This is a genomic window from Mycolicibacterium sp. 624 (assembly GCF_040548615.1).
In the GTDB taxonomy this organism is placed as follows: domain Bacteria; phylum Actinomycetota; class Actinomycetes; order Mycobacteriales; family Mycobacteriaceae; genus Mycobacterium.
The window spans coordinates 796,859-820,986 of record NZ_JBEPRZ010000002.1 but is presented as its reverse complement, the minus strand read 5'-3'; the positions used below and the strand labels follow the sequence as shown (position 1 = coordinate 820,986).

The window sequence follows — 24,128 nt, the reverse complement described above, 5'->3', positions numbered from 1 at the left end:
CGATCAGCTACCGTTCGGCGAATGAGTGATGGTCCGCCGACATCCAGCAAGCTGTCCACCCAGACTGGTCCGACTCGCGCTCCGACGAGTACCCGGCGGGCGGTGCTCAACACCGTCAAGGGCTCCGCGGGAAACCTCGTCGAGTGGTACGACGTCTACGTCTACACCGTGTTCGCCTCCTACTTCGAGGCGCAGTTCTTCGATGAGAACGACGAGAACGCAACGGTGTACATCTTGGCGATCTTCGCCGTCACCTTCCTCATGCGACCGGTCGGATCCTGGTTCTTCGGCCGCTACGCCGACCGGCGCGGCCGCAAGGCCGCCCTGATGCTCAGCATCACCATCATGTCGACCTGCTCCTTCGTCGTGGCAGTAATGCCCACCCGCGAGATCATCGGATGGTGGGCGGCAGTCATATTGCTGATCGCTCGGCTGGTGCAGGGATTCGCCACTGGCGGGGAGTACGGCACCTCAGCGACGTATATGTCGGAAGCGGCCACCGCGAATCGGCGCGGTTTCCTGTCGTCCTTCCAGTACGTCACCCTCATCGGCGGCCACGTTCTCGCGCAGTTCACCCTCCTCATCGCGCTTCAGTTCCTGGATGCTGATGACCTCAAGGCCTGGGGATGGCGGATCGGCTTCTTCATCGGTGGCATCGCCGCCCTTGTCGTGCTCTGGATTCGCCGCTCGATGGACGAGTCGCTCAGCGAGTCGCACCTGGAGGCGATCCGCGAGGGCAAGGACCGGGACGCGGGATCCCTGAAGTCTTTGTTCACCGTGCACTGGCGCCCACTGCTGCTCGTCTTCCTCATCACTGCGGGTGGCACGATTGCGTTCTACACCTACAGCGTCAATGCGCCCGCAATTGTCAAGTCCACCTTCGGATCCGACCGGGCGATGACTGCAACGTGGGTCAACCTGCTAGGGCTGATCGTCTTGATGCTGCTTCAGCCCGTTGGCGGCATGATCAGCGACCGGGTTGGCCGCAAGCCTCTGCTGATCTTCTTCGGCGTCGGAGGCGTCCTCTACACCTACTTCCTTCTCACCTTCCTGCCCAAGACCACCTCAGCGATCACGGCGTTCGCGCTCCTGATCGTCGGCTACATCATCATCACGGGTTACACGTCGGTCAACGCGATCGTGAAGGCCGAGCTGTTCCCGGCCGAAATCCGTGCCCTGGGAGTGGGATTGGGCTACGCGCTGGCCAACTCCGTATTCGGGGGTACGGCGCCGATGCTCTACCAGGCATCGAAGCCCGACCACATCACCCTGTTCATCATCTACGTCACGGTGGTGATCGGCGTGAGCCTGCTGGTCTACATCTTCGGTCTGAAGAACAAGGGGGAGACAGTACTCGATCGCGAGCAGGGCAGCGCCTGGGCGGTGCCTGCTCCTTCTCGATGACCGGCCCCGTCGACTTCCGCACACCCTGCTATCCGACAGCCTCGGTGAACCGTGATGCCCAGGCCAGCAGCGCGCTGTCCCACCCGGCGGGCGCCGACACCAAGAGTCCTTGAGACAGGGGCCCGCTGGGGCCACGCAGCGGCAGGGTCACGCCGCAGGCGCCCAGATAGCTCAGCATCATCGTGGTTCGCAGTGTGCTGGCATTCCACGCGTCATACAGGTCGTCAGAGGCGAGCAGATCATCGATCCGTGGCGGCTCGTGGCGGCTCGTGGCGGACCGTCGGGCAGAGCAGCACCGCGCCGGCGAGGTCGGCGGAGAACTGCCGGCGCAGTGCGGGCATCGCCGCCCTCAGTGAGGCCGCCGCCGCCTGACTGCCCGCATTGCGGCTGAGTCGTCGGCGGGTGGCGGGTTCGATACCAGCCGGTGCAGACAGGAGGTGGCCGTACGCGGCGTAGGCATCGGCACCGACGATCGTGCCATGCGTGTCGATGAGCGACTGCGCGTGCGCCAGTGACGGCAGCTCAGCTGTCTCGATGGGCACGCCGTCGGCCCGCAGTCGCTCGACCGCTGCGGCGAACGAGGTCCGCACACCGGGGGTGCAGTCGTCGACCCACTCGCCGACCGGAACCACGGCGCGAACCGTTGCGGGCCGTGCCGGGTCGCCGTCGCGCGCCATCAGACGGTCGAACACGCGAATGTCCTTGACCGTTCGCGCGATCACTCCCACGCTGTCTAGCGTGGGGGACAGGGCCCGGAAATCGTTGCGCCCGTAGCGGTTATGACTCGCTCGGAATCCGACGCATCCGCAGAACGCTGCCGGAACCCGCACCGAACCCGAGGTGTCGGTCCCAACGGCCACTGGCGCTATGCCGACGGCGACGGCGACCGCGGCGCCGGAGGAGGACCCGCCTGGTACCCGGGCGGGATCCAGTGGGTTGACTGGCGTGCCGAAATGCTGGTTGATCCCGAGTCCGGAGAACGCGAACTCACTGAGATTGGTTTTGCCGACAGTTACCAGACCCAGCTCGTGCGCGCGCCGGACCAGGGTGCCGTCGGTTACCGCGGGCGGCCGGTTGCTCAGGGACGACGACCCGCATGTGGTGACGGTGCCCTCGACGTCGAACAGGTCCTTCCACACGATCGGGACGCCATCGAGCGGGCTGCGCAACCCCACGGTGCGACGGCGTTCGTCGCTGGCGGCGGCGTCCCGTCGCGCACGCTCTTCGGTGACGGTGATCATTGTCGACCGGCCGGCCGCCGGCTTCGTGCTGGCGAGCGCATCTTCGCAGCGTTCTCGTGCGCTGAGTCGGCAGACGGACGGACCCGTCGTCATGGTCGCAGCGCCTGTGATGTGGCGGCATCCTGCGTCGGCGCGGAGGTCTCCGACAGTGCACGGCCGCGAGTTTCCTCACCGAGCAGCAGCGTAACGATGAGTCCCACGATGTTCACCGCCGCCAGCAGCCACATCACCCCGGCGAGCCCGGCACCGGTGAGTATTAACGGGAGGACAAACGTGCTGATGGCCGAGCCGATACGGCTGATCGCGACCACGGTTCCGGTCGCGGTGGCGCGCACAGCCGTCGGAAACAGTTCGTTCGGATAGATGATCTCGATGAAGTTGCACGAGCCGGAAACGATCGCGTACACCGCGAGGCCTGCGAACAACAGCATCGCGGGAGCGGTCGGGTTGGCAGCCATCAAGACGAACGTGGCACTCATCGCTGCGAACGTCCAGATGAGCAAGGGCTTGCGCCCGATTCTGTCGACCAGGAGTAGTCCGGGTATCCCGCCGACGAGAAACAGTGCGCTGATCAACAGTTCGACAACATATACGTTGTGGCCGCCGATGCCGATTTCACTGATGATGTCGGGTCCAAACGTATAGACGGCGAAGAGCGGTATGACATGGGCGGTGAAGAAGACTCCGACGAAGATCACCCGCCGCAGGTATATGCCCTTGAAGATTGCCGAGAACTCGGTCGTCGCGGCCACGTCTTCGATGAGCGAGATGTCGGCGTCCGGTCCCCATACCTTTCGGCAGACCTCTTGAGCCTCTGCTGTTCGGCCCTTGCTGATCAGCCATCGAGGAGACTCCGGGGTGCCCGCTCGCAACAGCAAAGTGATGACTCCGAAGACCGCGGGACTGGCCAGCATGTACCGCCACGCATCAGGACCGGTGGACGACAGCATCCAGCCGACAGCGGCGGCCGCGGCGGCGCCACCGGCCCACACCACGAAGAGAGAGCCCAGTAGCCGTCCGCGGTAACGGCTCGGGATGAATTCTGCCAGAAGAGAACTCGCGATTGGGTAGTCCGCGCCGATCGCCACTCCGAGCAGGAAACGCAGGACGACGAGTTGCCACACATCGGTGGCGAAGGCGGAGATGACCGAGACGACGACAAGAACGGTCAGGTCCGCGACATACATCACTTTGCGCCCCACCCGGTCCGTGACGTAGCCGAAGATGAGGCCGCCGAAGAAGATGCCGAGCAGTGCGGCGGCGCCGATCAGCCCGACGTCGACAGAATCAAGTCCTAGTTGCGGTTTCATGCTCACCAGTGCGATGCCGATGATCGTGAGCGCGAAGCCATCCAGGAACGGACCGCCGGCCGAGAAAAAGGTGAGGCGTTTATGGAAGGTGGTCAACGGGCCGTCATCGATCAACGAGGGGTGGGACATGACAACTCCTATCGTGGGGTCGGGTCAGGGGTGGATGAGCGGGACAATGCGGGCGAAATGCGCGGCGGTGCGTGCCAGGGGGTTGACCCGCTGGACATCTATGCGGCCATCGGCGCCCAGGACTCCTGAGGCGATGTGAAACGCCACGACCTCACCGATGATCAGCTGGTCACTTCCGGGTGTGAGGGAGCTGTGCAAGTGGCATTCGAGGCTGATGGATGCCTCGGCAATGCGCGGGGCACGGACATGGCGGCAGGGCGCGGGGGTCAGCCCGGCAAGGGCGAACTCATCCACTTCTGAGGCGAAGGGCGTGCTGGTCGCCTCCACTTCGGCGGCCAGCTCCGCAGAGGCAATGTTTACGACGAATTCACCTGTGGCGTCGATATTCTCGGCCGTGTCTTTCCGTCGACCGTCTTCGTGAGGCTCCAGGCTCAGCAGCACCATCGGTGGTGCGGAGGAAACCACGGTGAAGAAGCTGAACGGCGCCAGGTTGTTCACGCCCACCGGGCTGATGGTCGATGTCCATGCGATGGGCCTCGGCACCACACTCGCCTTGAGCAGGCCGAAGGCCTTCGCGGGCGAGATGTCGCTGCTGTCGACGACGACCATGTCGGAGGTTTCCATGGTGCTCCTGAGGTGGCGCCGCTGCGTTCTTCGCGCGACTGTGACCACGGACACTATGGAGCCGCGCAGCACTGTGGGCATGGATGAACATCCATCACATCCGTCGATCCACTGGATCAACCACCATGGCAGGGCAGGTGGTCCGGCATTTGAATGGGTGTCATGGAGCTGACAAACGCAATGTCCCGACTAGCGGTACCCGCAGGCGCGGGGCGAGCCGTGCGGGTGCGGCGCGGCGCACACGTGCGGGTGATCGACGTCGAAGGCGGGCAGGTCGGTGACGTGTTCGCCTTCTCGGCCGCCGATTCCGGCGAGTACCTGTCCGCCTCGCATACGAGGACCTCGACGGGGCGGCTGTTCCCGCGGGTCGGTGAGCAGTTCATGACCAACCGGCGGCGGCCGATCCTGACGCTCGTCGGCGACACCTCGCCGGGTGTCCACGACATGCTGATCGCAGCGTGCGACCCAGCGCGTTACCGCGCACTGGGCGCCGAGCAGCATGCCTCATGCGCCGAGAATCTGCGGAACGCGTTGGCGCAGATGGGGGTTAGCACAGATATCGTTCCCCAGCCGGTTAACGTCTTCATGAACATCCCGGTCGACGCCTCCGGCGATCTCAGCTGGTTGGCTTCCGTCAGTAGGCCGGGGGATGCTGTGACGTTCGAGGCGGCGATGGATTGCACGATAGTGGTGTCGGCCTGCCCCATGGATCTCAACGCGATCAACGGCGTGCGCCCGACCGAACTTGCCATCGCGATCACCGCGGCGAACCCGATTTCTCCCGAGGAGGTTTGATCCCATGTATTCCACTCATCCCGCGCTGGCGTCGATACGAATCGGTGCGGTCGATTTGAAGAACCGGCTAGCCGTCGCGCCCATGACACGCGTGTCCGCTACGCCCGACGGTGTGCCGACAGCTGAAATGGCGGACTACTATCGCGAATTCGCGCGCGGTGGGTTCGGCGTCGTGATCACCGAAGGCACCTACACCGACACCGCCCACAGTCAGGGCTACCGCAACCAACCCGGGTTGGCGACCGATGCTCAAGTCGAGGGCTGGCGGGGTGTCACGGACGGTGTGCACGCTGAGGGGGTGCCGATCGTCGCACAACTCATGCATGCCGGTGCGCTCTCGCAGGGCAACTCTCGCGGTGTGGGGACGATCGGCCCGTCGGCGGTCGCACCGCGCGGAGAGATGCTCGACGAGTACGGCGGGTCGGGCGCCTGGCCGCTCCCGCGGGCGATGCAAGGCGACGACATCGACTCCGTCGTACAGGGATTCGTCGATGCGGCGGCTCGCGCGCAGTCCGCCGGTTTCGACGGGGTCGAGGTCCATGCCGCGAACGGCTACCTGCTCGACCAGTTCCTCACCGTGTACACCAACACCCGTGACGACGAGTTCGGCGGAAGCGTCGCCAACCGAATCCGATTGACCGGCCGTGTCATCGCCGCCATCCGCGGGAAACTTGGGGACCGCTTTCTGCTCGGCGTCCGGCTGTCGCAGACCAAGGTTAACGACTTCACCTACCGCTGGCCGGGTGGCGCAGCTGACGCCGAGACCATCTTCGTCGCGCTGGCTGAGGCAGACGCGGATTACCTCCACATCGCCAGCGAGGGACGCGATTTCATCGACACCGCCCGCCTTTCCGACGGGCGGACAGTGACTGCGTTGGCACGCGAGGTCAGTGGGTTACCCGTGATGGCCAACGGCGGAATGCACGATCTGAATCAGGCGGCCGCGGTTCTCGACGGGAACCATGCCGATCTGCTGTCGATCGGACGTGGCGCACTGGCCAATCCCGACCTGCCGTCACGGCTGGCCGTCGGCGGTGAACAGGACCCATTCGACCACGCGATGCTCTCGCCCATGGCGACGATTTCCAACGCGCGTGCGTGGCGCGCGCGCACCTCTACTGGGTATCGCTAGCTCATTCCGTCGGCTTCCAGCGCGAGGAACAGGTCCACTCGATCCTCCAGTCGGGTGACGTCGCGACCGGTGAGCTCGCCGATCCGTGCAACGCGGTTTCGCAGGGTGTTGACGTGGACGAAGAGATCACCCGCGGTTGTCGACCAGTGCCCGTCGTTGCCGAGGAAGCTGCGAAGGGTGCGCTCCAGTTCGGTGCCGTTCTGCGTGTCATGGGCGCGAAGCGGCCCAAGGATGCCATCGGCGAAGCGGCGCAACAGGTCCCGGTCGTGAAGACCAAGCAGCATCCGATGCGTTCCAACGTCGGCGAAGGTACCGACGGGGGAGCCGGTCGAACGGCGGCGAAGAACCTGGCACACCTCCCTCGAGCGGATCAGCGGCTCGCGCAGCTCCGTCGAGGTAGCAGCCAAGCCTCCGATCCCGACTACCGCGCGGTCGTGAGGGAAGCGATTCGTCACCGCGTCGATCAGATGATGGGCTATCTCGACGAGGTCGGCGGTGGTGCTGTTCCACGGAAACACGACCACGGTGTCCTGACTGCCCGCCACCACAACGGCGGGAATACCCCGCCGGGTGAAGAAACCTTCGACCTCGTCGGTCGAGCCGTTGGGACGCATGCGAGACTCGCCGACGACCAGCGTGATAACCGCCAGCTGCGCGGTCGGATCAATGCCGAAGGCCCGCAACCGCTCCGGCACCTCGGCCGCCCGATTGGCTCCGGACAGGATCATCTCCAGCAGCTCGCTGGAGAACCGCGATTCGATCGCTTGCAGGGCTTGCTGTTTGGTGACCTCCAGGCTAAGGAACCTGGCTGCCTGCTCGATGGCGCCACGTTCCTCGGTGAGGAGGTCGCGCAGTGGCCGCAGACAGAACACACCGGCATCGACGTCACCCATTGCGCCTTCAATGAGGAACAGCGACGCAATGCCAATGCCAGGGAGGTCAACCTCGAGCGGGGGCGGCCTACGCGCCAGCGCATCGGCCGCGGCACGATTGACGCCGTCGTCGCCGCTGTCGCCTGCAGTGCCGGCCAGCCGTCTCCCTAGGCGGTCCACCACCAGCAGCGGAAGATCGTGGTCGCGGCGCAATACCTCGAGTACCCCCTCGGCACCGCCGCCCCGAGAGATCGACATCGCCAAGGCGTTTCCGCGGCGGACCAGGCCGGTGAGCGCGTCTTGTCGCCCCTCTCCCTGAATCCGTGCGGCCGCCTCGGTGATCGCGGTGAACGGCACGGTGATCGACACCGCCGCAAGCGGCAGAGCTGCCGCCGCGCACGCTTCGACGAGATCACCCGGTGCCTCGGGGGTCTGCTCGGTGAGGCCGAAGATCAGACCCGAGGCTTGCGCGCGTTGCAGCGCAGCGACGAACTGTTCGGCCGTGACGCTGTCCCGCCACAATCCATTGGTGAGTACCAGTTCGGTCGCCCGGATGTACGGCGCGGGATCCGGCATTTCGGTGTTGTGCAACCACAACGCCTCACGCCGGACCGCGTCGCCGGGACCGGGAACGAGCAACGTCAACTCCAGCGCGGAATCCCGCAGCAGCGCATCCAAGCTCAGCACCGTGTGCTTACGTCCAATCAGATCATTTGCTAATGGATGTTTATACACTCGCTGGCCTGGATTGGCGGTGTTTGGCTGAGCGGAACCTTGCAGCGAGGAACTCCCACGATGTCCACCGGCCCGGTCGAAGCACCGACCAGCCCCACCCCGCCGAACGTGACGTCACTGCGAGAAGCTCGCCGGTTCTTCGCAGTGGCGTCACGTTGGGCGGGACCCGGACCGGCCCCCGACCAACAGCGACGCATTACCTCTGAGGGAATCGACACGGTGACCTCGCTGCGACCAGACTCGTCCTCGTCAAGCTGAAAAGCCAACGCACGAGAGGAATTCCATCATGAGCGACCTGGTCACCAACTATCTGGCCTGCTGGAATGAGGACGACACCGACGCGCGCCGCGCCCTGATTGACCAGCACTGGACTGAGACCGCGACCTACGTCGACCCAATGGCCGAGGTGACCGGACGCGAGGCGCTGAACGCCACCATCGGAGCGGTCCGCCAGCAGTTCCCCGGCTTCGTCTTCACACCAGTCGGCGACGTCGACGCCCACCACAACCAGGCGCGCTTCCAGTGGGGTCTCGGCGCGGCCGGTGTCGAACCGGTTGTCATCGGTTTCGACGTCGTCGTCACCGATGCAGACGGACGATTCGAGCGGGTCCTCGGCTTTCTCGACCGCGTTCCCGGGTAAGGCCCCTACTTCTCCAGGGTGAACTGACAGACATCGAGGTACCCGCCGCGGAACAGGTCCGCGCAGCCTGTCAGGTACTTCATGTAGCGGTCGTAGACCTCCTGGGACTGGGCCGCGATGGCGGCGTCTCGATGCGCCTCCAACGCGGCCGCCCAGTGGTCGAGCGTCTTCGCGTAGTGCGGTTGTAACGACTGCACGCGGCTCACCCGGAACCCGGCATGGCTAGCGCGGTCCTCGACCATCGTGACCGTGGGCAGCCGCCCGCCGGGAAAGATCTCGGTCAGGATGAACTTGACGAACCGGGCCACCCTGAGCGTGATGGGTATGCCCAAGCGCGCGGCATCGGCCTGGGTTATCCCGCAAATCGTGTGCAGCAGCATCGATCCGTCGGCGGGTAACGCGTGGTAGGCCATGTCGAAGAACGCGTCATACCGCTCGTGGCCGAAGTGTTCGAGCGCGCCGATGCAGACGATCCGATCGACGTGACCCTCGAACTCCTCCCACCCCTGTAACCGCACCTCGACGGTGCGGTTCGTCGGGACCTCGGCCAGCTTGGCCGCGGCGTATTCGCGCTGTGAACGGCTCAGGGTCAGGCCGATCACGTTGATGTCGTGCGTCTCGATCGCGCGTTGCATTCCGCCGCCCCAGCCGCACCCGACGTCCAGCAGCGTCATGTCCGGCTGGAGGTTCAGCTTGCCCAGTGCGAGATCGAACTTCGCGTTCTGGGCCTCGTCGAGGGTCATGTCGTCGCGTTCGAAGTACGCGCAGGTGTAGGCCATGGTGGGGCCCAGGAACAGCTCGAAGAACTCGTCCGAGATGTCATAGATCGACTGCAGAGTCTCGTAGTGCGGACGCAGCACACCCATCCATCCGATGGTAGGCCGCGCTGCGGCGTCGCATTAGTCCTGGCGGCCGGCGTCGACCAGGCGGATCACGGCGGTGCCCTCCTCGTCGCTGGCCTCCAGATCCACCTCGACGTCGAAGCCCCAGTCGTGATCGCCTGCCGGATCGTCGAGGATCTGGCGGACGCGCCACACGCCGGGCTGGCGGTCGATGATCAGCAGCGCGGGCCCCCGGGCGTCGGCACCCGTGCCCACGTCGTCGTGCTCGGCGAAGTACGCGCGCACGACCTCCTCCCAGCGCTCGGCCGTCCAGCCGGAGGCGGCGTCGAGTTCGCCGAGGTCATACCAGCGCCGCCGGGCGAACAGGTCGACCCGACGGAACAGCGCATTGCGAACCATCGCGGTGAACGCTCGCTCGTTACCGGTCAGCGGGCGCGGGCGGGCCGGCACCGCCACAGGTACGTCGTGCGGCTGGTCGGGGCTGGTCAGCTGTTCCCACTCGTCGAGCAGGCTTGAGTCAACTTGGCGCACAAGCTCACCGAGCCACTCGACGATATCGGTGACGTCCTCGGTGCGCGCCGCGGCGGGCACACCCGACCGCAACGCCTTGAAGGCGTCGGACAGGTAGCGCAGCACCGCGCCCTCCGAGCGGGTCAGCCCGTAGGTGCTGATGTACTCGCGGAAGGTGAACACCCGCTCCCACATCTCGCGCACGACGGACTTCGGTGACAGCCGGGCGTCCGCCGCCCAGGGATTGCTGCGCAGGTACACCTCAAAGGTGTGGCCCAGCAGCTCCTCGAGCGGCTTGGGGTAGGTGATGTCGTCGAGCAGTTCGATCCGCTCGTCGTACTCGATGCCCTCGGCCTTCATCTGAGCGACGGCCTCACCCCTGGCCTTGTTCAGCTGCGCGGACAGGATCTGCCGGGGGTCCTCGAGCGTCGCCTCGATGACCGAGACCACGTCCAGCGCATGGGTTTCCGACGTGGCATCCAGCACGTCGACCGCGGCGAGGGCGAACGTCGACAGTGGCTGGTTGAGCGCGAAGTCGGGTGGCAGATCGATGGTCAGTCGGTAGCGCCTCCCGTCGGCGTCGGGTTCCTCGAGCCGCTCGAGGACGCCGGCCTGCAGTAGTGAGCGGGCGATACCGACGGCCTCGCGGATCAGGCGCAGCTGACGTTTGCGTGGTTCGTGGTTCTCGGTGAGGAGACGGCGCATCGCGATGAACGGGTCGCCGGGGCGGTCGACGACATCGAGAATCATGGCGGTGCTGACCCGCATGTTGCTGGTCAGCGGCTCGGGGGAGGCCTCGATAAGGCGGGTCATGGTCGCCTCGCTCCACGGCACCATGCCCTCGGGTACCTTGCGGCGCACCAGCTTTCGCCGCTTCTTCGGGTCATCGGCGACCTTCGCGAACTGCTTGAGGTTCTCCACCTCGTGGTCGGGCGCCTGCACGACCACGGTGCCCGCGGTGTCGTAGCCGGCCCGGCCGGCCCGCCCGGCGATCTGGTGGAACTCGCGGGCGTTGAGCAGCCGGGTGCGGGTGCCGTCGTACTTCGACAGCGCCGAGAACACGACGGTCCGGATCGGCACGTTGATGCCGACGCCGAGGGTGTCGGTGCCGCAGATGACCTTGAGCAGCCCGGCCTGGGCCAGTTGTTCCACCAGCCGCCGGTACTTGGGCAGCATGCCGGCGTGGTGAACGCCGATGCCGTGGCGGACCAGCCGCGACAGCGTTGAGCCGAACGCCGTGGAGAAGCGGAAGGCGCCGATGTGCTCGGCGATCGCGGCCTTCTCGTCCTTGGTGCTGACGTTGACGCTCATCAGGGCCTGCGCCCGCTCCAGCGCCGAGGCCTGGGTGAAGTGCACGACGTAGATCGGTGCCTGCTTCGTCTCGAGCAGGTCGGCGATCGTCTCGTGCATCGCCGTGGTCGCGTAGTAGTGGTGCAGCGGAACCGGGCGCTGCGCGTTGGCGACGAGCGCCGTCGTCCGGCCGGTGCGCCGGGTGAGGTCCTCGCGCAGGAAGGTGACGTCGCCCAGCGTCGCCGACATCAGCAGGAACTGGGCGTTGGGCAGTTCCAGCAGCGGCACCTGCCAGGCCCAGCCGCGGTCAGGATCGCCGTAGAAGTGGAACTCATCCATGACAACGAGGCCGATATCGGCCTCGGCGCCCTCACGCAGGGCGATGTTGGCCAGCACCTCGGCGGTGCACGCGATGATCGGCGCCGCCGCGTTGACCGAGGCGTCGCCGGTGAGCATGCCGACATTCGCTGCGCCGAACACGTCGCACAGCGCGAAGAACTTCTCGCTGACCAGGGCCTTGATCGGGGCGGTGTAGTAGCTGCGCCGTTCTGCGGCCAGTGCCGCGTACAGCGCGCCGGTGGCCACCAGTGACTTGCCCGAGCCGGTCGGTGTCGCCAGGACGACGTTGCTGCCGCTGACCAGCTCGATCAGCGCCTCCTCCTGCGCCGGGTACAGCACAGTGCCGCTCGCCTCCGCCCATGCGGCGAAGGTGGCGAACAGTTCGTCGGGATCAGCGGCCTTTGCGCGCAGGGCGGACAGGTCAGCTGGATCGTCGAGCAGGGGTTGGGGGGTCATGTTGAGGACCAGCGTGCCTGATGGGCAGCATCCCGCGGTAATGGGGAGCCTCGTTATTGATGCGGCGGCAGCGTGCGAACGGCATAGATCGCCAACCGCACTCGGTTGTCGCTACCGGTCTTGTCCATCAGATTGGCGATGTGTTTCTTGACCGTGGTCACGCCGAGATGGAGGCGGTCGGCGATCTCTTGATTGCCGTAGCCCTCGGCGACGAGCGCCAGGACGTCTCGTTCCCGCGCTGTGAGTGGGGTTGTCATGGCGGTGGCGGCCGGTCCGGGAGCGGCGGTGAGGGCGCGGTCGACGAGGCGGCGCATCAGTGCGGGGGAGAACAGCAGGTCGCCGTCGTTGGTGCGACGGATGGCGGTCAGCAGGTCGTCGGGGTCGGTGTCCTTGACGAGGTAGCCCGACGCGCCTGCGGCCAGTGCCGGGTAGAGGTGTTCGTCGTCGTCAAAGGTGGTGAGTACCAGGACCTTCGTGGTGGGGTGACTGGCCATGATGTGCGCGGTGGCCGTCGCCCCGTCCATACCGGGCATGCGCAGGTCCATGAGGATCAGGTCCGGGGTGTGCTCGGCGGCCAGCCGCACCGCCTCGACGCCGTCGGCGGCTTCTCCGACGACGGTCAGGTCGGGGGTGGACTCCAGCAGCATCCGCAGGCCGGCACGTACCAGCCGCTGATCGTCGACCAGCAGAACAGTGGTCACGAGGTGCTCGCCGAGAGAGTGGCCACGGCGGGGAGTTCGGCGTCGACCTGCCAGCCACCGGCGCCGAGGTCTACCACGCCGACGGTGAGAGTGCCGCCGGCCAACTGCGCGCGTTCGCGCATCCCGATGACGCCGTGCCCGCCTGCGGTGAGCCGACTCCGTCCGCCACTGCTGATCCGCAGTCGCACAACCGAATCCGCCTTCTGGACGGCGACTCGTACGGGCAGCTCGCGGTCGGCGTGCTTCATGACGTTGGTCAGCGATTCCTGAACCAGGCGCAGCAGGGTCAACCGGCCGATGGCGTCGAGCCCATCGAACTCGTCGTCGACGTGGTCCTCCACCTCGAACCCGGCGGAGCGCACACGTGCCACGGCCGCGCGGATCTCCTTGGCCACCGCAGCCGGCTCGACCAGCGCGACCTCACCGAGGTCCGGATCACGCAGGACCGACAGGAGTCGTCTGATGTCGGCCAGTGCGCTTGCCGCCGTGTCGTGCACGTCGTCGAACACCGCGCGCACGCGGGGGTCGTCACTGATCTGCGCGCGCTGGGCGACCTTGACCCGCAACACTATCGACGCGATGTGGTGTGCCACGAGATCGTGTAGCTCCCGTGCCAGGGCGGCCCGCTCATCGGCTCGTGTCCGGGTCTCGGCCTCTTCGGCCCGCAGCGCCAGGCTGGCGGTCAGGTCGCGTTGCCCGCGCAGGAACAGGCCGAGCAGAAGCGGAAGGCCCACGTAGGCACTGGCCTCCACCAGCGCGGCAGGCTGCCAGAAGGTCGGTGCGTGTCCACCCCAGTGGCCGGCGACCACGGCGATCGTCCAGCATCCCGTCGCCACCACCGTCGCCAACCGACCGCAGCGCACGATGACCTCGACGAGGGCGATCGCCCCAAGGAACGGCACCAGGTCCGAGGGGCCCCACGCTTCGGTGAGAAACATGGGTAGGGCCAGCGCGGAGATCGCCAACGACACCGGCAGCGGCCAGCGATCTCCGACCACGAAAAGTGCGCAGGCCGTCATTGCCAGCATCCAGTAGGTGCCGGGCACCTTGTACTCGCCCGGAAAGGTGCTGGCCAGCAGCAGGGCCGGTGTCAGCAGCAGGGGCAGGAACCGCGTGAATTTCCACAGGTCACGCGGCGAGCGCATGTCGATCACCGTACCCACGGTAGAGACCCAGCGGTCGAACATTTCCGGTTAGCACACCACTTGTTGTCGCACAAGACGCTAGGGGTCTGGGTTGGGCGCGCAGGTGCGGCCTCTGGAATGAGTTTCCCGGTGTGGCCACTGATGAGACTGGAGCCACCTATCGCAAGGAGCCCCAGTGATCTCGAGACGACGACTGCTCGTCGCAGCCGCCGCCATGCCGTTGGCGCTATCGGGCGCGGCATGCGTGCGCGGCCAGGCCAGTTCCACGCCGGTGACGACCCGCCCGCTGCCGATCCCGCCGTTGTCCGCAGGCCGGGTCGGCGTGGATGGCGTGCGCCGGTTCGAGCTCGCAGCCCAACCGGGAGTCACTGAGATGCTGCCCGGGCGATCCACCGCGACCTGGGGGTACAACGGCTCCATCCTGGGGCCGACGCTACGGGCACGCCGGGGCGAACGGGTGGCGTTCACGATCACCAACAACCTGCCCGAGACCACCAGCGTGCACTGGCACGGAATGCGGGTACCGGCACGGTACGACGGTGGCCCCCATCAGAGCATCGAACCCGGTGCCACATGGGAACCGGACTGGACCGTCGAGCAGCACGCCGCGACCCTCTGGTATCACCCCCACCCGCACGGATCCACCGAAAAGCATGTCTACCGTGGGCTTTCCGGTCTCTTTCTGATCGACGACGATATCGCCGACGGTCTCGATCTGCCCCGGCGCTACGGCGTCGACGACATTCCGCTCGTCATCGCCGATCGCCGATTCGCATCCGGCGGCGGCCTCGACGAGGCCGACGACAGTAAATACGGGCTGCTCGGTGACACCGTCATCACCAACGGCATCGCTGGGGCGCACCTGTCTGTGAGCACCGAGCGCGTGCGGCTGCGTGTCCTCAACGGTTCCTCGAGTCGGCTGTTCAACCTCGCCCGCTCCGATGACGCGTCGTTCGACCTCATCGCCACCGACGGCGGACTTCTCGAGAAACCCTTGTCGCTGAAGAGGATTCAACTCAGCCCCGGGGAGCGCGCCGAGATCGTCCTCGAGCTGAGCGCCGGGCAGACTGTCACCCTGCGTGCCCTGCCCATCGAAGCGCGCGAGGGCCTGTCCGACCCCGCGACGTTCGGCTTCGACGACACCTTCGACATCCTCACCCTGCGCCCTGAATCGACACTGAGCGCGTCACCCGGATTACCCGAAACCCTCACCACCATCACACCGCTGGTCGACGCCGCCACCCCGGCCAATCGGTCCTTCGAACTGCAGTGGTACATGATCAACGGCCAGCGCATGGACATGAACCGTATCGATCTCGTCGTTCCGGTCGACACCACCGAGGTCTGGTCGATCCGCAATGTAGACAACTGGCCGCACAACTTTCATGTCCACGACGTGCAATTCCAGGTGATCAGCATCGACGGACGCACTCCGCCGCCCGCGCTGTCCGGCTGGAAGGACACCATCTACACCGAACCCGGGCGCACCTACAACGTGGGGATGCGCTTCTCCGGGCACGCCGATCCGGTCAATCCGTACATGTATCACTGCCATCTGCTGCACCACGAGGACCAGGGGATGATGGGCCAGTTCCTGGTTCTGGCCCCCGGCCAACAACCCGCACCGATGCCGATGGGCGGCAACCACTCCGGCGGTGGACATTGAAACTGCTTACGGGGCTGGTGGTCGTCGTCGTAGCCCTCGGATCCGGGACGGCCGGGGCACTGGCGACGCGCGTCGCAACCGACCGCGACAGAGTCGGCACCGCGTCTGAGGATCCCAACGTCCCAGTCGTGTGCGAAGGCCGGCGCCCATCAAAGGCCGACGGCGGTAGCTACGGAATGCAGAACGACGGGTCATTTCTTCATCCGTCGCTCACCTATGTCAATGAAGAGGAGCAGCACCCGTTCCCCCGCGGCGGGGAGGACCTATTCCCCGAAACCGACGGTTACGACCCGAACTCGTACAAGAGCGACAACGTGACCGTTGAGGCGCACTATCCGGGCAAGCAGTTCACCCCGGATCCGTTCCACTCCTGGCAGAACATCGTGGACTTCGATGGTCGGCGCTACATGTTCCAGTACGACCGCAGCGAAGCCCGCGTCTACGACATCACCGACGTCAAGAACGTGAAGGTCGTCGAGTCGCTGACACGCGATGACGTGGCGGAGGTCGAGGGGAACAACGAGGCCGTCAAGAGCAAGGATTGGGACGCCCATGACTTCTGGGGCGCCTCCACGATCCAGTGGAGCGAGAAGCACGACGGTTACATCATGGTCCAGAGCTTCGAGATGAGGCGTCAGGTTCCCTTCTGGATGGGCGACACGCCGGAGCAGAGCAAGTACGCCTCGCCCGAGGGCGTTGCCGCGGCTCGCGCGGACACACAGCTCAAGGGTTTCAAGGTCTATAGGCTGAACGGCCCACAGAAGAAGGACTGGGAGCTGCTGGCGACCGTGAGTACCGATGCGACCCAGAAGGATCCGCTCAAGCCGGACCTCAGCGCGCCGCAGCAGGGGTCGGGATCCCTCGACGTCCCACACTGGGACGGCGGCCGTTACATGTTCATCTCAGTAGCACCCAGCGATGACTGGTCAATGCAGGAGTACCCGACCTACCTCTACGCGAATGGGTTCCAGGTCTGGGACATGGCGGATCCGGCTGCGCCGAAGCTGCTGGACACGTGGCATCGCGAGGGCATGGTCCGCGGTGAGGAGGACGCCTACCGGTCCAATCCGCGCTGCGGCAACCGGACGTCGTGGATGGGATCACGCAACCCGCTGTACATCCCCACCCCGATCGAAGAGGGCGGCAAGTACGGATTCGCAGCGATGGGAGGCTTCGGCATGTCGATCATCGACATCTCCGACCCCACAAACCTGCGTGAAGTCAGCCATCTGGATGTCCCGATGTCGGTGGCGGGCACCGAGGCCGACAATGTCGACGTCTCCCAGTTCGAGAAGACGGGGATGGTCTATCTGAGCGGATATCCCCTGTCCGAGGACTGCTACGAGCCGTACAAGGACATCTTCGCGGTGGATGCCTCAGATCCCGAGCATCCGCGAATCGTCGGCCGCCTTCCACGACCCACGCCTCCGGACGGGGTGGCTGTGACCGACTTCTGCCAGCGTGGCGGCAGCTTCGGTCCCAAGCGGAGCGGTTACTACACATCTCCCGGCGACCCGAGGGACGGGCTCTTGATCTATGACTTCTACAACGCGGGAGCGCAGTTCTTCGACGTCTCAGATCCGAGGAATCCGACGATCGCCGGATACTTCGCCCCGCCGACATTCGGTGCGGAGACGGCAGATTGGGCGCGCAGTAATCCGACCCACGGTGTGTACGTCGAATACGACCGCAACATCGTCTGGCTGTTCACCAACGACGGGATCTATGCGCTGTCGTCGGATGCCGTGCTGGGCACGCCAAATCTCGGCACCCCGACCGAGCCGTTCCGCACCAGTGCGCGATGAACCGCTGAGCAGCGAGGGGCTCAGCCAGTCGACGGCGGTGTCGGATGTTCATCCCGAAAGGAGCACGCCCCCAAGGGCGGCCAGGGTGACCACCTTGAGCACCTCGCACACGATGTAGGCGTGGTGTGCGCGTGAGCGGGGTGCGTCCTCACCTGCCAGGACGCGGGTCGAGCGCGCATTGAGCCGGGGCCGCACCAGCAGGAGCTGGACCACGAGCACCACGGCTGCTGCCGCCGCGAGGGCAAGAACGAGGTTGGATGGCCTTGCGATGATCAGACACATCGCGATGACCACCGCCCACACGACCTCGACGAGGTTGAGGGCGCGGAAGACGATGCGTCCGATCGCCAGGCCCACCCGCAAGTCGAGACCCTCCGCGCGAAACTTCAGCGGGGCCTCGATGAAGGAGATGGCCAACACCATGCCCAGCCATACAAAGGTCGCCGCGGCAGCCGCCCGAATTGCGATGTCGGTCATGATGTTTCCCTCTGATGCCCTATGGGAGCACGGTCTTCATCAGCATGACGTTGTAGGCCGACCACAGTGACAGGTTGTAGTACAGCTCCTTGCCGGTCGACCAGGGGTGCAGCAGCGGCGCGTAGATGCCGCCCGGGATCTCCGCCGATGAGGCCAGTCGTTGTTCGGGACCCCAGGGGCCCTGCGGAGCCGGCGCCGTCCTCATCACGACGTCATTGCTGGCGCCGTTGCAGTACAGCACCAGGTACTGCTTGAGATACGTGTTGTACTGGGCGGACATCTCGCCAACGGGGCCCGGGATCACCGGCGTGGCGGCCGCGGGGTTACCCGGGACCCAGGCTCCGTTGTCGGCGTTCCAGTACTCGTACTTGGTGAGGTCCGGGATGACGTTGGGAGCAACTCGCGCCACGAACGCCGAACCGCCGCGTCCGTTCGGGGTGCCGAACGTGTAGATATAGGGATCGCCCGGCCCTGGCTTGAGGAACGCACTCATCTGGAAGTTCTCATTCCCTCCTGAAGGAGGGCGGATGGTGCCGGGGTACACGCCCCAGTTCTCGCCGTTGTCCTGGGATACCGCGGTCGCCGAGAAGTTCGTCGACCAGGAGCCCGGACTATCCCAGTTCCTGATCGACATGAAGTTGAGGTACTGGTTTCGCCCAACGGCGATCCCGGCCGTCGGGATGATGCCTGTCTCCTGCGGCGCCTGCCCGATGCTGTTGATGATCTGCTTGGAGATGCCGGGCCGCCAGATCGGTGAGCCCGAATACTTGTTGGCCACAACGCCATCCGGCACCGCAACCGTCTTCGACAGTGAGCCGTCCTGGCTGCGGAACAGCGCGTTGTATCGCCACTGCTTGCCGGGGATGCTGCAGTAGCCGTTCGTGTCGCCGAATGCCATGAGCACCTGGCGGTTGGCGGGATCGCCGTTGTCCCACATGATCCCGAGGTCGGTCCCTGTGACTGCGAAGCGCTTGATGGTCTCGTTCGGGCTGTCAGGTCCGGTCACCCAGCCGACGATCGCCGTGCCGGGCGGTGCGGACGGTACCGGTTGCGCTGCCGGCGCCGGCTCAGCCTGGACTGGGGCAGGAGCCGGTTGGGCCTGTTGGTTGGCCGCGCCGCCGGGATTGGTTGGGACGACGGCCGCCTGCTGTTGCACCTGCTCGGCCTGCGTGGCCGGCGTGGACTTCGGTATGAGCGCCTTGAGGATGGCCAGTGGCAGCTGGCCCAGCTTGGGAGTGGGCGCTGCGTCGTTCGCGCCGACGGGCTTGTGCCCTATAGGGCGCTGGAAGGGGGCGAGCGCGGATGGGCTCGGAATCTGCACGGCCTGATTGGGAAGTGGCTGAGCTGCAGCTGAAGCGCCCTGGCAGGGCTCCGCGGAGGCTGGAGCGGCCATGCCGATCGCTACGCATAGCCCGGTGACGAGCGTGGTGGCCATCGACATCGATGCCATCGACATCGAGGTGATTCGCTGACGCGACGACATGTCACAACCTTTCGGGACAGGACGCGGCGATGACGTCGGCAGTAGGCTGAAGTGACGCTAGTGATCAATGTGGCCTTTGTGGCCTGTGATGCGTGATGGGTACACACCCGTGACCGTGTCGAGACCGCTAGATCGCACCGGCGATCAGCCGCGGGCAGGCGTGTGCCTATGGTCGAGCGGTGACGATCACCTATGACGATGCGCTGCGCGAACGGATCCGCGGGCACCTGGCGGGCCATGACCGCCGCGCCGTGACCGATCCGTCGAAGCGGCACGCGGCCGTCGCGGTGGTCCTGGTCGACTCCGAGGTCGGTGAGGACAGGGTGGACCCGGCGCCGGTGGACGACTGGATCGACGGGCGTCCGATGGGGTCGGGCCTCGACGGGCGGATGATCGACGTGTCGGGTGGCGCCGCCTTCTTCCTGTGCCGCAGGGCATCCCGCCTGACATCCCACGCCGCGCAGTGGGCGCTGCCCGGCGGCCGCGTGGACCCGGGCGAGACCGTGATCGAGGCCGGCCTCCGCGAACTCGACGAGGAACTCGGCATCAGGTTGCCGGAGTCGGAAGTGCTCGGCCTGCTCGACGACTACCCGACGCGGTCGGGATATGTCATCACCCCGGTGGTCATCTGGGGCGGCGGACGGCTTGATCCCCGCCCGGCACCCGACGAGGTGGTGGCGGCGTACCGGGTGGGCCTGCACCAGCTGCAACGCGAGGATTCGCCGCGGTTCGTCAGCATTCCGGAGAGCCCGCGGCCCGTCGTGCAGATCCCGTTGGGAAACGACCTCATCCACGCGCCGACGGGTGCCGTGCTGCTGCAACTGCGCTGGCTGTGCCTGGAGGGGCGCCATGATCCGGTCGACGAACTCGAGCAGCCGGTGTTCGCCTGGAGGTAGGCGTCCACGCCCGTCGAGACTGCAGTCAGATCGCCAATCGGTCCACATTCACGATCTGGCAGCAGTCTCGTGCGCATGCGGCCAGCCATCACGCCGACGCAAGAATTCGAGCTTGGTGCCCCCGGCATGATTCGAACATGCGACACCGGCTTTAGGAGAGCCGTGCTCTATCCCCTGAGCTACGGGGGCGGACCGGATGGCAGCTTACCGAAGTCCGGCCACCTCCGTGTTTCCGGTGCCTGGTGTTTCCGACCTCAGCGCAGCTCGGCGATCACCTTCGCGAAAGCCTCGGCGTGCGGCTGCTGCACGATGATGTAGGTGACGCCGTAGGTGTCCCGGTAACCGCGGATGGTTTCGGCGATGTCCTTGACCGACCCCGACAGCACCCCTGGCGTGCGCAGCAGCTGCTCGTCGGACAGCTCCGGCAGGAACCGCCGCGTGATGGACAGGTCGGGAACGCCCGAGTCGTCGATCGGCATCGCCGTGATCGCGATGTTCAGTTCCAGCGAGTCGAACCGGTCACCGGCCGCGTTCCGCACGAAGGAGACGCGTTCGGCGAGCGGGTCGCCGCCATCGCCGGCAGGGTCACCACCGGTCAGCCCGATGATCTGTGCGCGCTGGGCGGCGATGGTCAGCAGCTTGTCGCCATTGCCTGCGATGAGGATCGGCACCTCGGGAGTGTGCTGGCCCAGGTAGTCGACGATGCGGCCGAGGTGGGCGACGCGTTGGCCCGCGGTCGGATACGGGATCTCGGCGGCCTCGAACTCCTCGCGGACGTATCCGGCGCCCAGCCCGAGTTCGAGCCGTCCCGCGCTGAGGTCGGTCAGCGCGGTGACGTCACGGGCCAACAGTGCCGGCTTGTAGAAGCCGGCATTGAGCACGAATGTCCCGACGTGCAGCGTCTCGGTGGCGGCCGCCGCGACCATCATTGTCGGAAACGGTGCAGGGGCGCCGAGATGATCGGGCACGTGCAGAACGTCGTATCCCATGTCCTCTGCGCGCCTGGCCCAGTCCTGAACCGCGGACAGTCGACTGGCGGCGTGCAACCCGAACCCGAACCGAAACTCCTTGGCCATCACACGAGGCTAGATGCCAGGCCGCCCGGGATGTTTGAACTCGAGTACACCGGGGCATTAATGCTGCCGAGCTGAGAGCACTGATCTCCAGCAAGGAGCCAACACCATGATCCGACCCGCTGTGAGTACCCGGCGGGTCGGATCGATTTTCCGGCCATGACCGACATTCCGACATTCGGCGTCGAGGAGGAGTTCCTGCTCGTCGAACCCGACACGGGCGACCCTGTCGCACTCAACCGCGCGACTGCCGAGCGTGCCGCCACGCGCGGGGTCGAGCTGCAACTCGAGCTGACCAGCTGTCAGGTCGAGACGACGTCGTCCGTGGCGACGACGCGCACCGAGCTGCGTGAGGAGCTGAGCCGGTTACGCCGGATCGCGGCGGAGTCGGCACAGGACGCAGGTGCCCGAATGCTTGCCGTGGGGTTACCGCCGACGCTGCCGCAGGACTTCCCCCTCACCGACACCCCGCGCTACCGCGAGATCGGGGAGAAGTTCGGCATGATCGCCCATGAGCAGGGGATCTGTGGCTGCCATGTCCATGTCGCCGTACCCAGTCGCGAGGTGGCGGTCCAGGTCGGTAACCGGCTGCGTCCCTGGCTGCCTCTGTTGCTGGCGCTGACCGCGAACTCGGCGATCTACCGCAACGCCGACACCGGGTATGCGAGCTGGCGCAGCGTGCTGTGGGCGCGGTGGCCCAGTGCCGGGCCCCCGCCGCACTTCGACTCGATCACCGACTTCGACGCGACGGTACAGATGATGCAGGACGCGGGCGCGATGCTCGATGACGGCATGGTCTATTGGGACGTTCGGCCGTCGGCCAACTTCCCGACCATCGAGGTGCGTGTTGCCGACGTGCCCGCGACGGTCGCCGAGTCGGTGCTCCTGGCCAGCCTGGTCCGGGCCGCTGTGATGACCGCACTCGACGACGAGCGGCGGGGTGAGCCCACGCCGCCGTTGACCGCACACGCTCTGCGCGCCGCGTATTGGAAGGCGGCCCGGGACGGCATCGATGGCGACTCAGTCGACCTGGCCGACACGCACGCCGTGCGGCCCACGGGGGAACTGCTCGACGCTTTCGTCGATCGGTTGAGTCCGGCGCTGCAGACCGTTGGCGACCTGGAGTTCGTTCGAGCCGAGGTGGCCCGCGTCGTGGCCACCGGGAACGGCGCCTCCCGTCAGCGTCGGGCGTATCGCAGGAATCGGGACGTCGCAGATGTCGTTGAGGCGGCCGCCGCCGCGACGCTGGAGGGCGTGTGACCCACTCAGGCCAACGGCAGTTCGGCGAACACCGGGCTGGTGGGCTGCGTTGATCCGGTACCGGGTTCGACCGTGAACGCGAGCGCGGTGGAGTCGCCGAGATCGGGCAGCACCGCGGTGGTCGACGGTGCGACCGCCGCCTGATCCATGGTGCCCGCCGAGCGCGCGCCGTCGGCGCCGACGAGCCACATCTGATAGACCGAGCCCGTCGCTGGCGGTTCGACATTGTTCATCACCAGCACGCCGGCATTGCGGTCGCGCGAGAACACGACCGTCGCCGTGCCGCCGGTGGGGATGGCACCCGACACGGTCCGCACATCTGGGGCCGCGAAGATCTGCTCGGCCGTCGACACCGTGGGCGCGGGACGCAGGGCGATGCCCACACCGACCGCGCCAAGGCCGACGACAAGGGCTGCTGCCGCGGCGAGCGCGACGGTGCGCCACCTCGAAGGTGGTGCGGTCGTGGCGGGTGTCACCGCGGGGGTGCTCGCGATCGCCGCGAGCAGCTGGCTGCGCAGATGCCCGGGAGGCTCCACCGCGGTGGCCGCCGACACCACCGCCATCGTCTCGCGGACCGCGCGCACCTCCTCGGAGAAGGCGCGCGCGATGAGTGGCGGCGAATCGGACAGCAGCTGTTCGATCTCGGCCTGCTCGGCGGCTGATACGGCGTGCAGGGCGTAGGGGGTGGCCCGCGTCATGAGGTCTTGATGTGTCGGCTCGGTCACGGCACCCCCAAACAAGTGCGCAGTCCCCGGATCGCATCTCTCATCCGTGACTTGATTGTCGCAAGGTTTGCCGCCAAGCGGTTGGACACCTGGACGTAGGTCAGGCCCTCGTAATACGCGAGCTGGATGCACTCCCGCTGCACATCGGTCAGCGAGTCCAGGCACGCGGTGACCTGCCGGCGCTCGTCGAGGTGGATCACGGCCTCGGCCACCTGATCGGCAGGCACGTCCACGGTTGCGGCACCGTAGCGGGAATCACGTTGGCTGGCCGCCTGCTCGGAGCGCACGCGGTCAACGGCACGACGGTGGGCGAGTGTCATCAGCCACGCGAGCGGCGAGCCGGCGGTGGGGTCGTATCCCGAGGCGTTATTCCATACCTGCAGGTAGACGTCCTGGGTGGTCTCCTCGCTGTAGCCGGGGTCCCGCAGCACGCGGGTAACCAGGCCGAACACCCGGGCGCGGGTGTTGTCGTAGAAGGCGGCGAATGCCTCGACGTCGCGTTGTGCCACCCGGCGCAGCAATGCGTCGAGGTCAGCCGTCACAATCGGTAGCCTAGCGGCGAAGCCAAGCAAAGTCAC

The 24,128-nt window shown here is 66.3% G+C and carries 22 protein-coding genes and 1 tRNA gene; 8 read left to right on the top strand and 15 right to left on the bottom strand.

The features are described from left to right. The first annotated feature begins 21 nt into the window (after positions 1–21). Positions 22–1,404 carry an MFS transporter gene (locus ABIA65_RS10940; RefSeq protein ID WP_354523508.1) on the top strand — a complete coding sequence of 461 codons (1,383 nt, stop codon included), beginning with the start codon at positions 22–24 and terminating at the stop codon, positions 1,402–1,404. Positions 1,405–1,432: 28 nt separating this feature from the next. On the opposite strand, the gene ABIA65_RS10935 is transcribed toward ABIA65_RS10940, so the two are convergent. From ABIA65_RS10935 to ABIA65_RS10920, 4 genes are all read right to left on the bottom strand, one after another. Further along, a complete protein-coding gene (locus tag ABIA65_RS10935) occupies positions 1,433–1,582 on the bottom strand; it encodes a hypothetical protein (protein ID WP_354523507.1) in 150 nt (49 codons plus the stop codon). Positions 1,583–1,643: 61 nt separating this feature from the next. Further along, positions 1,644–2,738 (bottom strand): amidase family protein, encoded by a 1,095-nt coding sequence (locus ABIA65_RS10930; protein WP_354523506.1) that lies wholly within the window; start codon positions 2,736–2,738, stop codon positions 1,644–1,646. Next, positions 2,735–4,084, bottom strand: coding sequence for an MFS transporter (locus tag ABIA65_RS10925; protein ID WP_241403299.1), 1,350 nt, complete (start codon positions 4,082–4,084; stop codon positions 2,735–2,737). The genes ABIA65_RS10930 and ABIA65_RS10925 overlap by 4 nt, the downstream gene beginning before the upstream one ends. Positions 4,085–4,108: 24 nt before the next feature. After that, on the bottom strand, positions 4,109–4,708 hold the full coding sequence (locus ABIA65_RS10920) for a flavin reductase family protein (RefSeq protein WP_241403300.1): 600 nt from the start codon (positions 4,706–4,708) through the stop codon (positions 4,109–4,111). Positions 4,709–4,861: 153 nt separating this feature from the next. On the opposite strand from ABIA65_RS10920, the gene ABIA65_RS10915 reads away from it, so the two are divergent. Beyond that, positions 4,862–5,503 carry a DUF1989 domain-containing protein gene (locus ABIA65_RS10915; RefSeq protein ID WP_354523505.1) on the top strand — a complete coding sequence of 214 codons (642 nt, stop codon included), beginning with the start codon at positions 4,862–4,864 and terminating at the stop codon, positions 5,501–5,503. 4 nt (positions 5,504–5,507) lie between these two features. Beyond that, the gene (locus ABIA65_RS10910; RefSeq protein WP_354523504.1) at positions 5,508–6,635 is read left to right on the top strand and encodes an oxidoreductase; all 1,128 of its coding nucleotides are present in this window, start codon (positions 5,508–5,510) and stop codon (positions 6,633–6,635) included. Here ABIA65_RS10910 and ABIA65_RS10905 read toward each other — a convergent pair. Further along, positions 6,632–8,194 (bottom strand): helix-turn-helix domain-containing protein, encoded by a 1,563-nt coding sequence (locus tag ABIA65_RS10905; protein WP_354523503.1) that lies wholly within the window; start codon positions 8,192–8,194, stop codon positions 6,632–6,634. The genes ABIA65_RS10910 and ABIA65_RS10905 overlap by 4 nt on opposite strands. A gap of 334 nt (positions 8,195–8,528) precedes the next feature. Here ABIA65_RS10905 and ABIA65_RS10900 point away from each other — a divergent pair, with 334 nt between their 5' ends. Next, the gene (locus ABIA65_RS10900) at positions 8,529–8,882 is read left to right on the top strand and encodes a nuclear transport factor 2 family protein (RefSeq protein WP_354523502.1); all 354 of its coding nucleotides are present in this window, start codon (positions 8,529–8,531) and stop codon (positions 8,880–8,882) included. Positions 8,883–8,887: 5 nt separating this feature from the next. Here ABIA65_RS10900 and ABIA65_RS10895 read toward each other — a convergent pair whose 3' ends face one another. Genes ABIA65_RS10895 through ABIA65_RS10880 form a run of 4 tightly spaced genes read right to left on the bottom strand, consistent with a single transcriptional unit; the run spans position 8,888 to position 14,165 of the window. Then, positions 8,888–9,748, bottom strand: a complete 861-nt coding sequence (locus tag ABIA65_RS10895) for a cyclopropane mycolic acid synthase family methyltransferase (protein WP_354523501.1) — start codon at positions 9,746–9,748, stop codon at positions 8,888–8,890. Positions 9,749–9,781: 33 nt separating this feature from the next. Next, entirely contained in the window at positions 9,782–12,319 is a 2,538-nt protein-coding gene (locus ABIA65_RS10890; RefSeq protein ID WP_354523500.1) for a DEAD/DEAH box helicase, read from the bottom strand. 53 nt (positions 12,320–12,372) lie between these two features. Continuing rightward, positions 12,373–13,020, bottom strand: a complete 648-nt coding sequence (locus tag ABIA65_RS10885; protein ID WP_241403307.1) for a response regulator transcription factor — start codon at positions 13,018–13,020, stop codon at positions 12,373–12,375. Next, on the bottom strand, positions 13,017–14,165 hold the full coding sequence (locus ABIA65_RS10880) for a sensor histidine kinase (RefSeq protein ID WP_354523761.1): 1,149 nt from the start codon (positions 14,163–14,165) through the stop codon (positions 13,017–13,019). The genes ABIA65_RS10885 and ABIA65_RS10880 overlap by 4 nt, the downstream gene beginning before the upstream one ends. 214 nt (positions 14,166–14,379) lie before the next feature. Between ABIA65_RS10880 and ABIA65_RS10875 the strand changes: the two genes are divergently transcribed. Together ABIA65_RS10875 and ABIA65_RS10870 are read left to right on the top strand one after the other, a co-directional pair. Further along, entirely contained in the window at positions 14,380–15,831 is a 1,452-nt protein-coding gene (locus tag ABIA65_RS10875) for a multicopper oxidase family protein (protein ID WP_354523760.1), read from the top strand. Then, positions 15,828–17,636 (top strand): LVIVD repeat-containing protein, encoded by a 1,809-nt coding sequence (locus ABIA65_RS10870; RefSeq protein WP_354523499.1) that lies wholly within the window; start codon positions 15,828–15,830, stop codon positions 17,634–17,636. The genes ABIA65_RS10875 and ABIA65_RS10870 overlap by 4 nt, the downstream gene beginning before the upstream one ends. A gap of 48 nt (positions 17,637–17,684) precedes the next feature. Here ABIA65_RS10870 and ABIA65_RS10865 read toward each other — a convergent pair whose 3' ends face one another. Continuing rightward, the gene (locus ABIA65_RS10865; RefSeq protein ID WP_354523759.1) at positions 17,685–18,116 is read right to left on the bottom strand and encodes a hypothetical protein; all 432 of its coding nucleotides are present in this window, start codon (positions 18,114–18,116) and stop codon (positions 17,685–17,687) included. Positions 18,117–18,132: 16 nt separating this feature from the next. Further along, positions 18,133–19,596 (bottom strand): glycoside hydrolase family 183 protein, encoded by a 1,464-nt coding sequence (locus ABIA65_RS10860; protein ID WP_354523497.1) that lies wholly within the window; start codon positions 19,594–19,596, stop codon positions 18,133–18,135. Between the two features lie 179 nt (positions 19,597–19,775). Between ABIA65_RS10860 and ABIA65_RS10855 the strand changes: the two genes are divergently transcribed. Next, the gene (locus ABIA65_RS10855) at positions 19,776–20,492 is read left to right on the top strand and encodes an NUDIX hydrolase (RefSeq protein WP_241403310.1); all 717 of its coding nucleotides are present in this window, start codon (positions 19,776–19,778) and stop codon (positions 20,490–20,492) included. 113 nt (positions 20,493–20,605) lie between these two features. On the opposite strand, the gene ABIA65_RS10850 is transcribed toward ABIA65_RS10855, so the two are convergent. Together ABIA65_RS10850 and ABIA65_RS10845 are read right to left on the bottom strand one after the other, a co-directional pair. Further along, positions 20,606–20,681 (bottom strand) — tRNA-Arg (locus ABIA65_RS10850). A gap of 65 nt (positions 20,682–20,746) precedes the next feature. After that, a complete protein-coding gene (locus ABIA65_RS10845) occupies positions 20,747–21,568 on the bottom strand; it encodes an LLM class F420-dependent oxidoreductase (RefSeq protein WP_354523496.1) in 822 nt (273 codons plus the stop codon). A gap of 156 nt (positions 21,569–21,724) precedes the next feature. On the opposite strand from ABIA65_RS10845, the gene ABIA65_RS10840 reads away from it, so the two are divergent. After that, positions 21,725–22,825, top strand: coding sequence for a glutamate--cysteine ligase (locus tag ABIA65_RS10840; RefSeq protein WP_354523495.1), 1,101 nt, complete (start codon positions 21,725–21,727; stop codon positions 22,823–22,825). A 5-nt stretch (positions 22,826–22,830) separates the two neighbouring features. On the opposite strand, the gene ABIA65_RS10835 is transcribed toward ABIA65_RS10840, so the two are convergent. Together ABIA65_RS10835 and ABIA65_RS10830 are read right to left on the bottom strand one after the other, a co-directional pair. After that, entirely contained in the window at positions 22,831–23,550 is a 720-nt protein-coding gene (locus tag ABIA65_RS10835) for an anti-sigma factor (RefSeq protein ID WP_354523494.1), read from the bottom strand. After that, positions 23,547–24,128 (bottom strand): sigma-70 family RNA polymerase sigma factor, encoded by a 582-nt coding sequence (locus tag ABIA65_RS10830; protein ID WP_241403314.1) that lies wholly within the window; start codon positions 24,126–24,128, stop codon positions 23,547–23,549. Before ABIA65_RS10830 ends, ABIA65_RS10835 begins: the two co-directional genes overlap by 4 nt.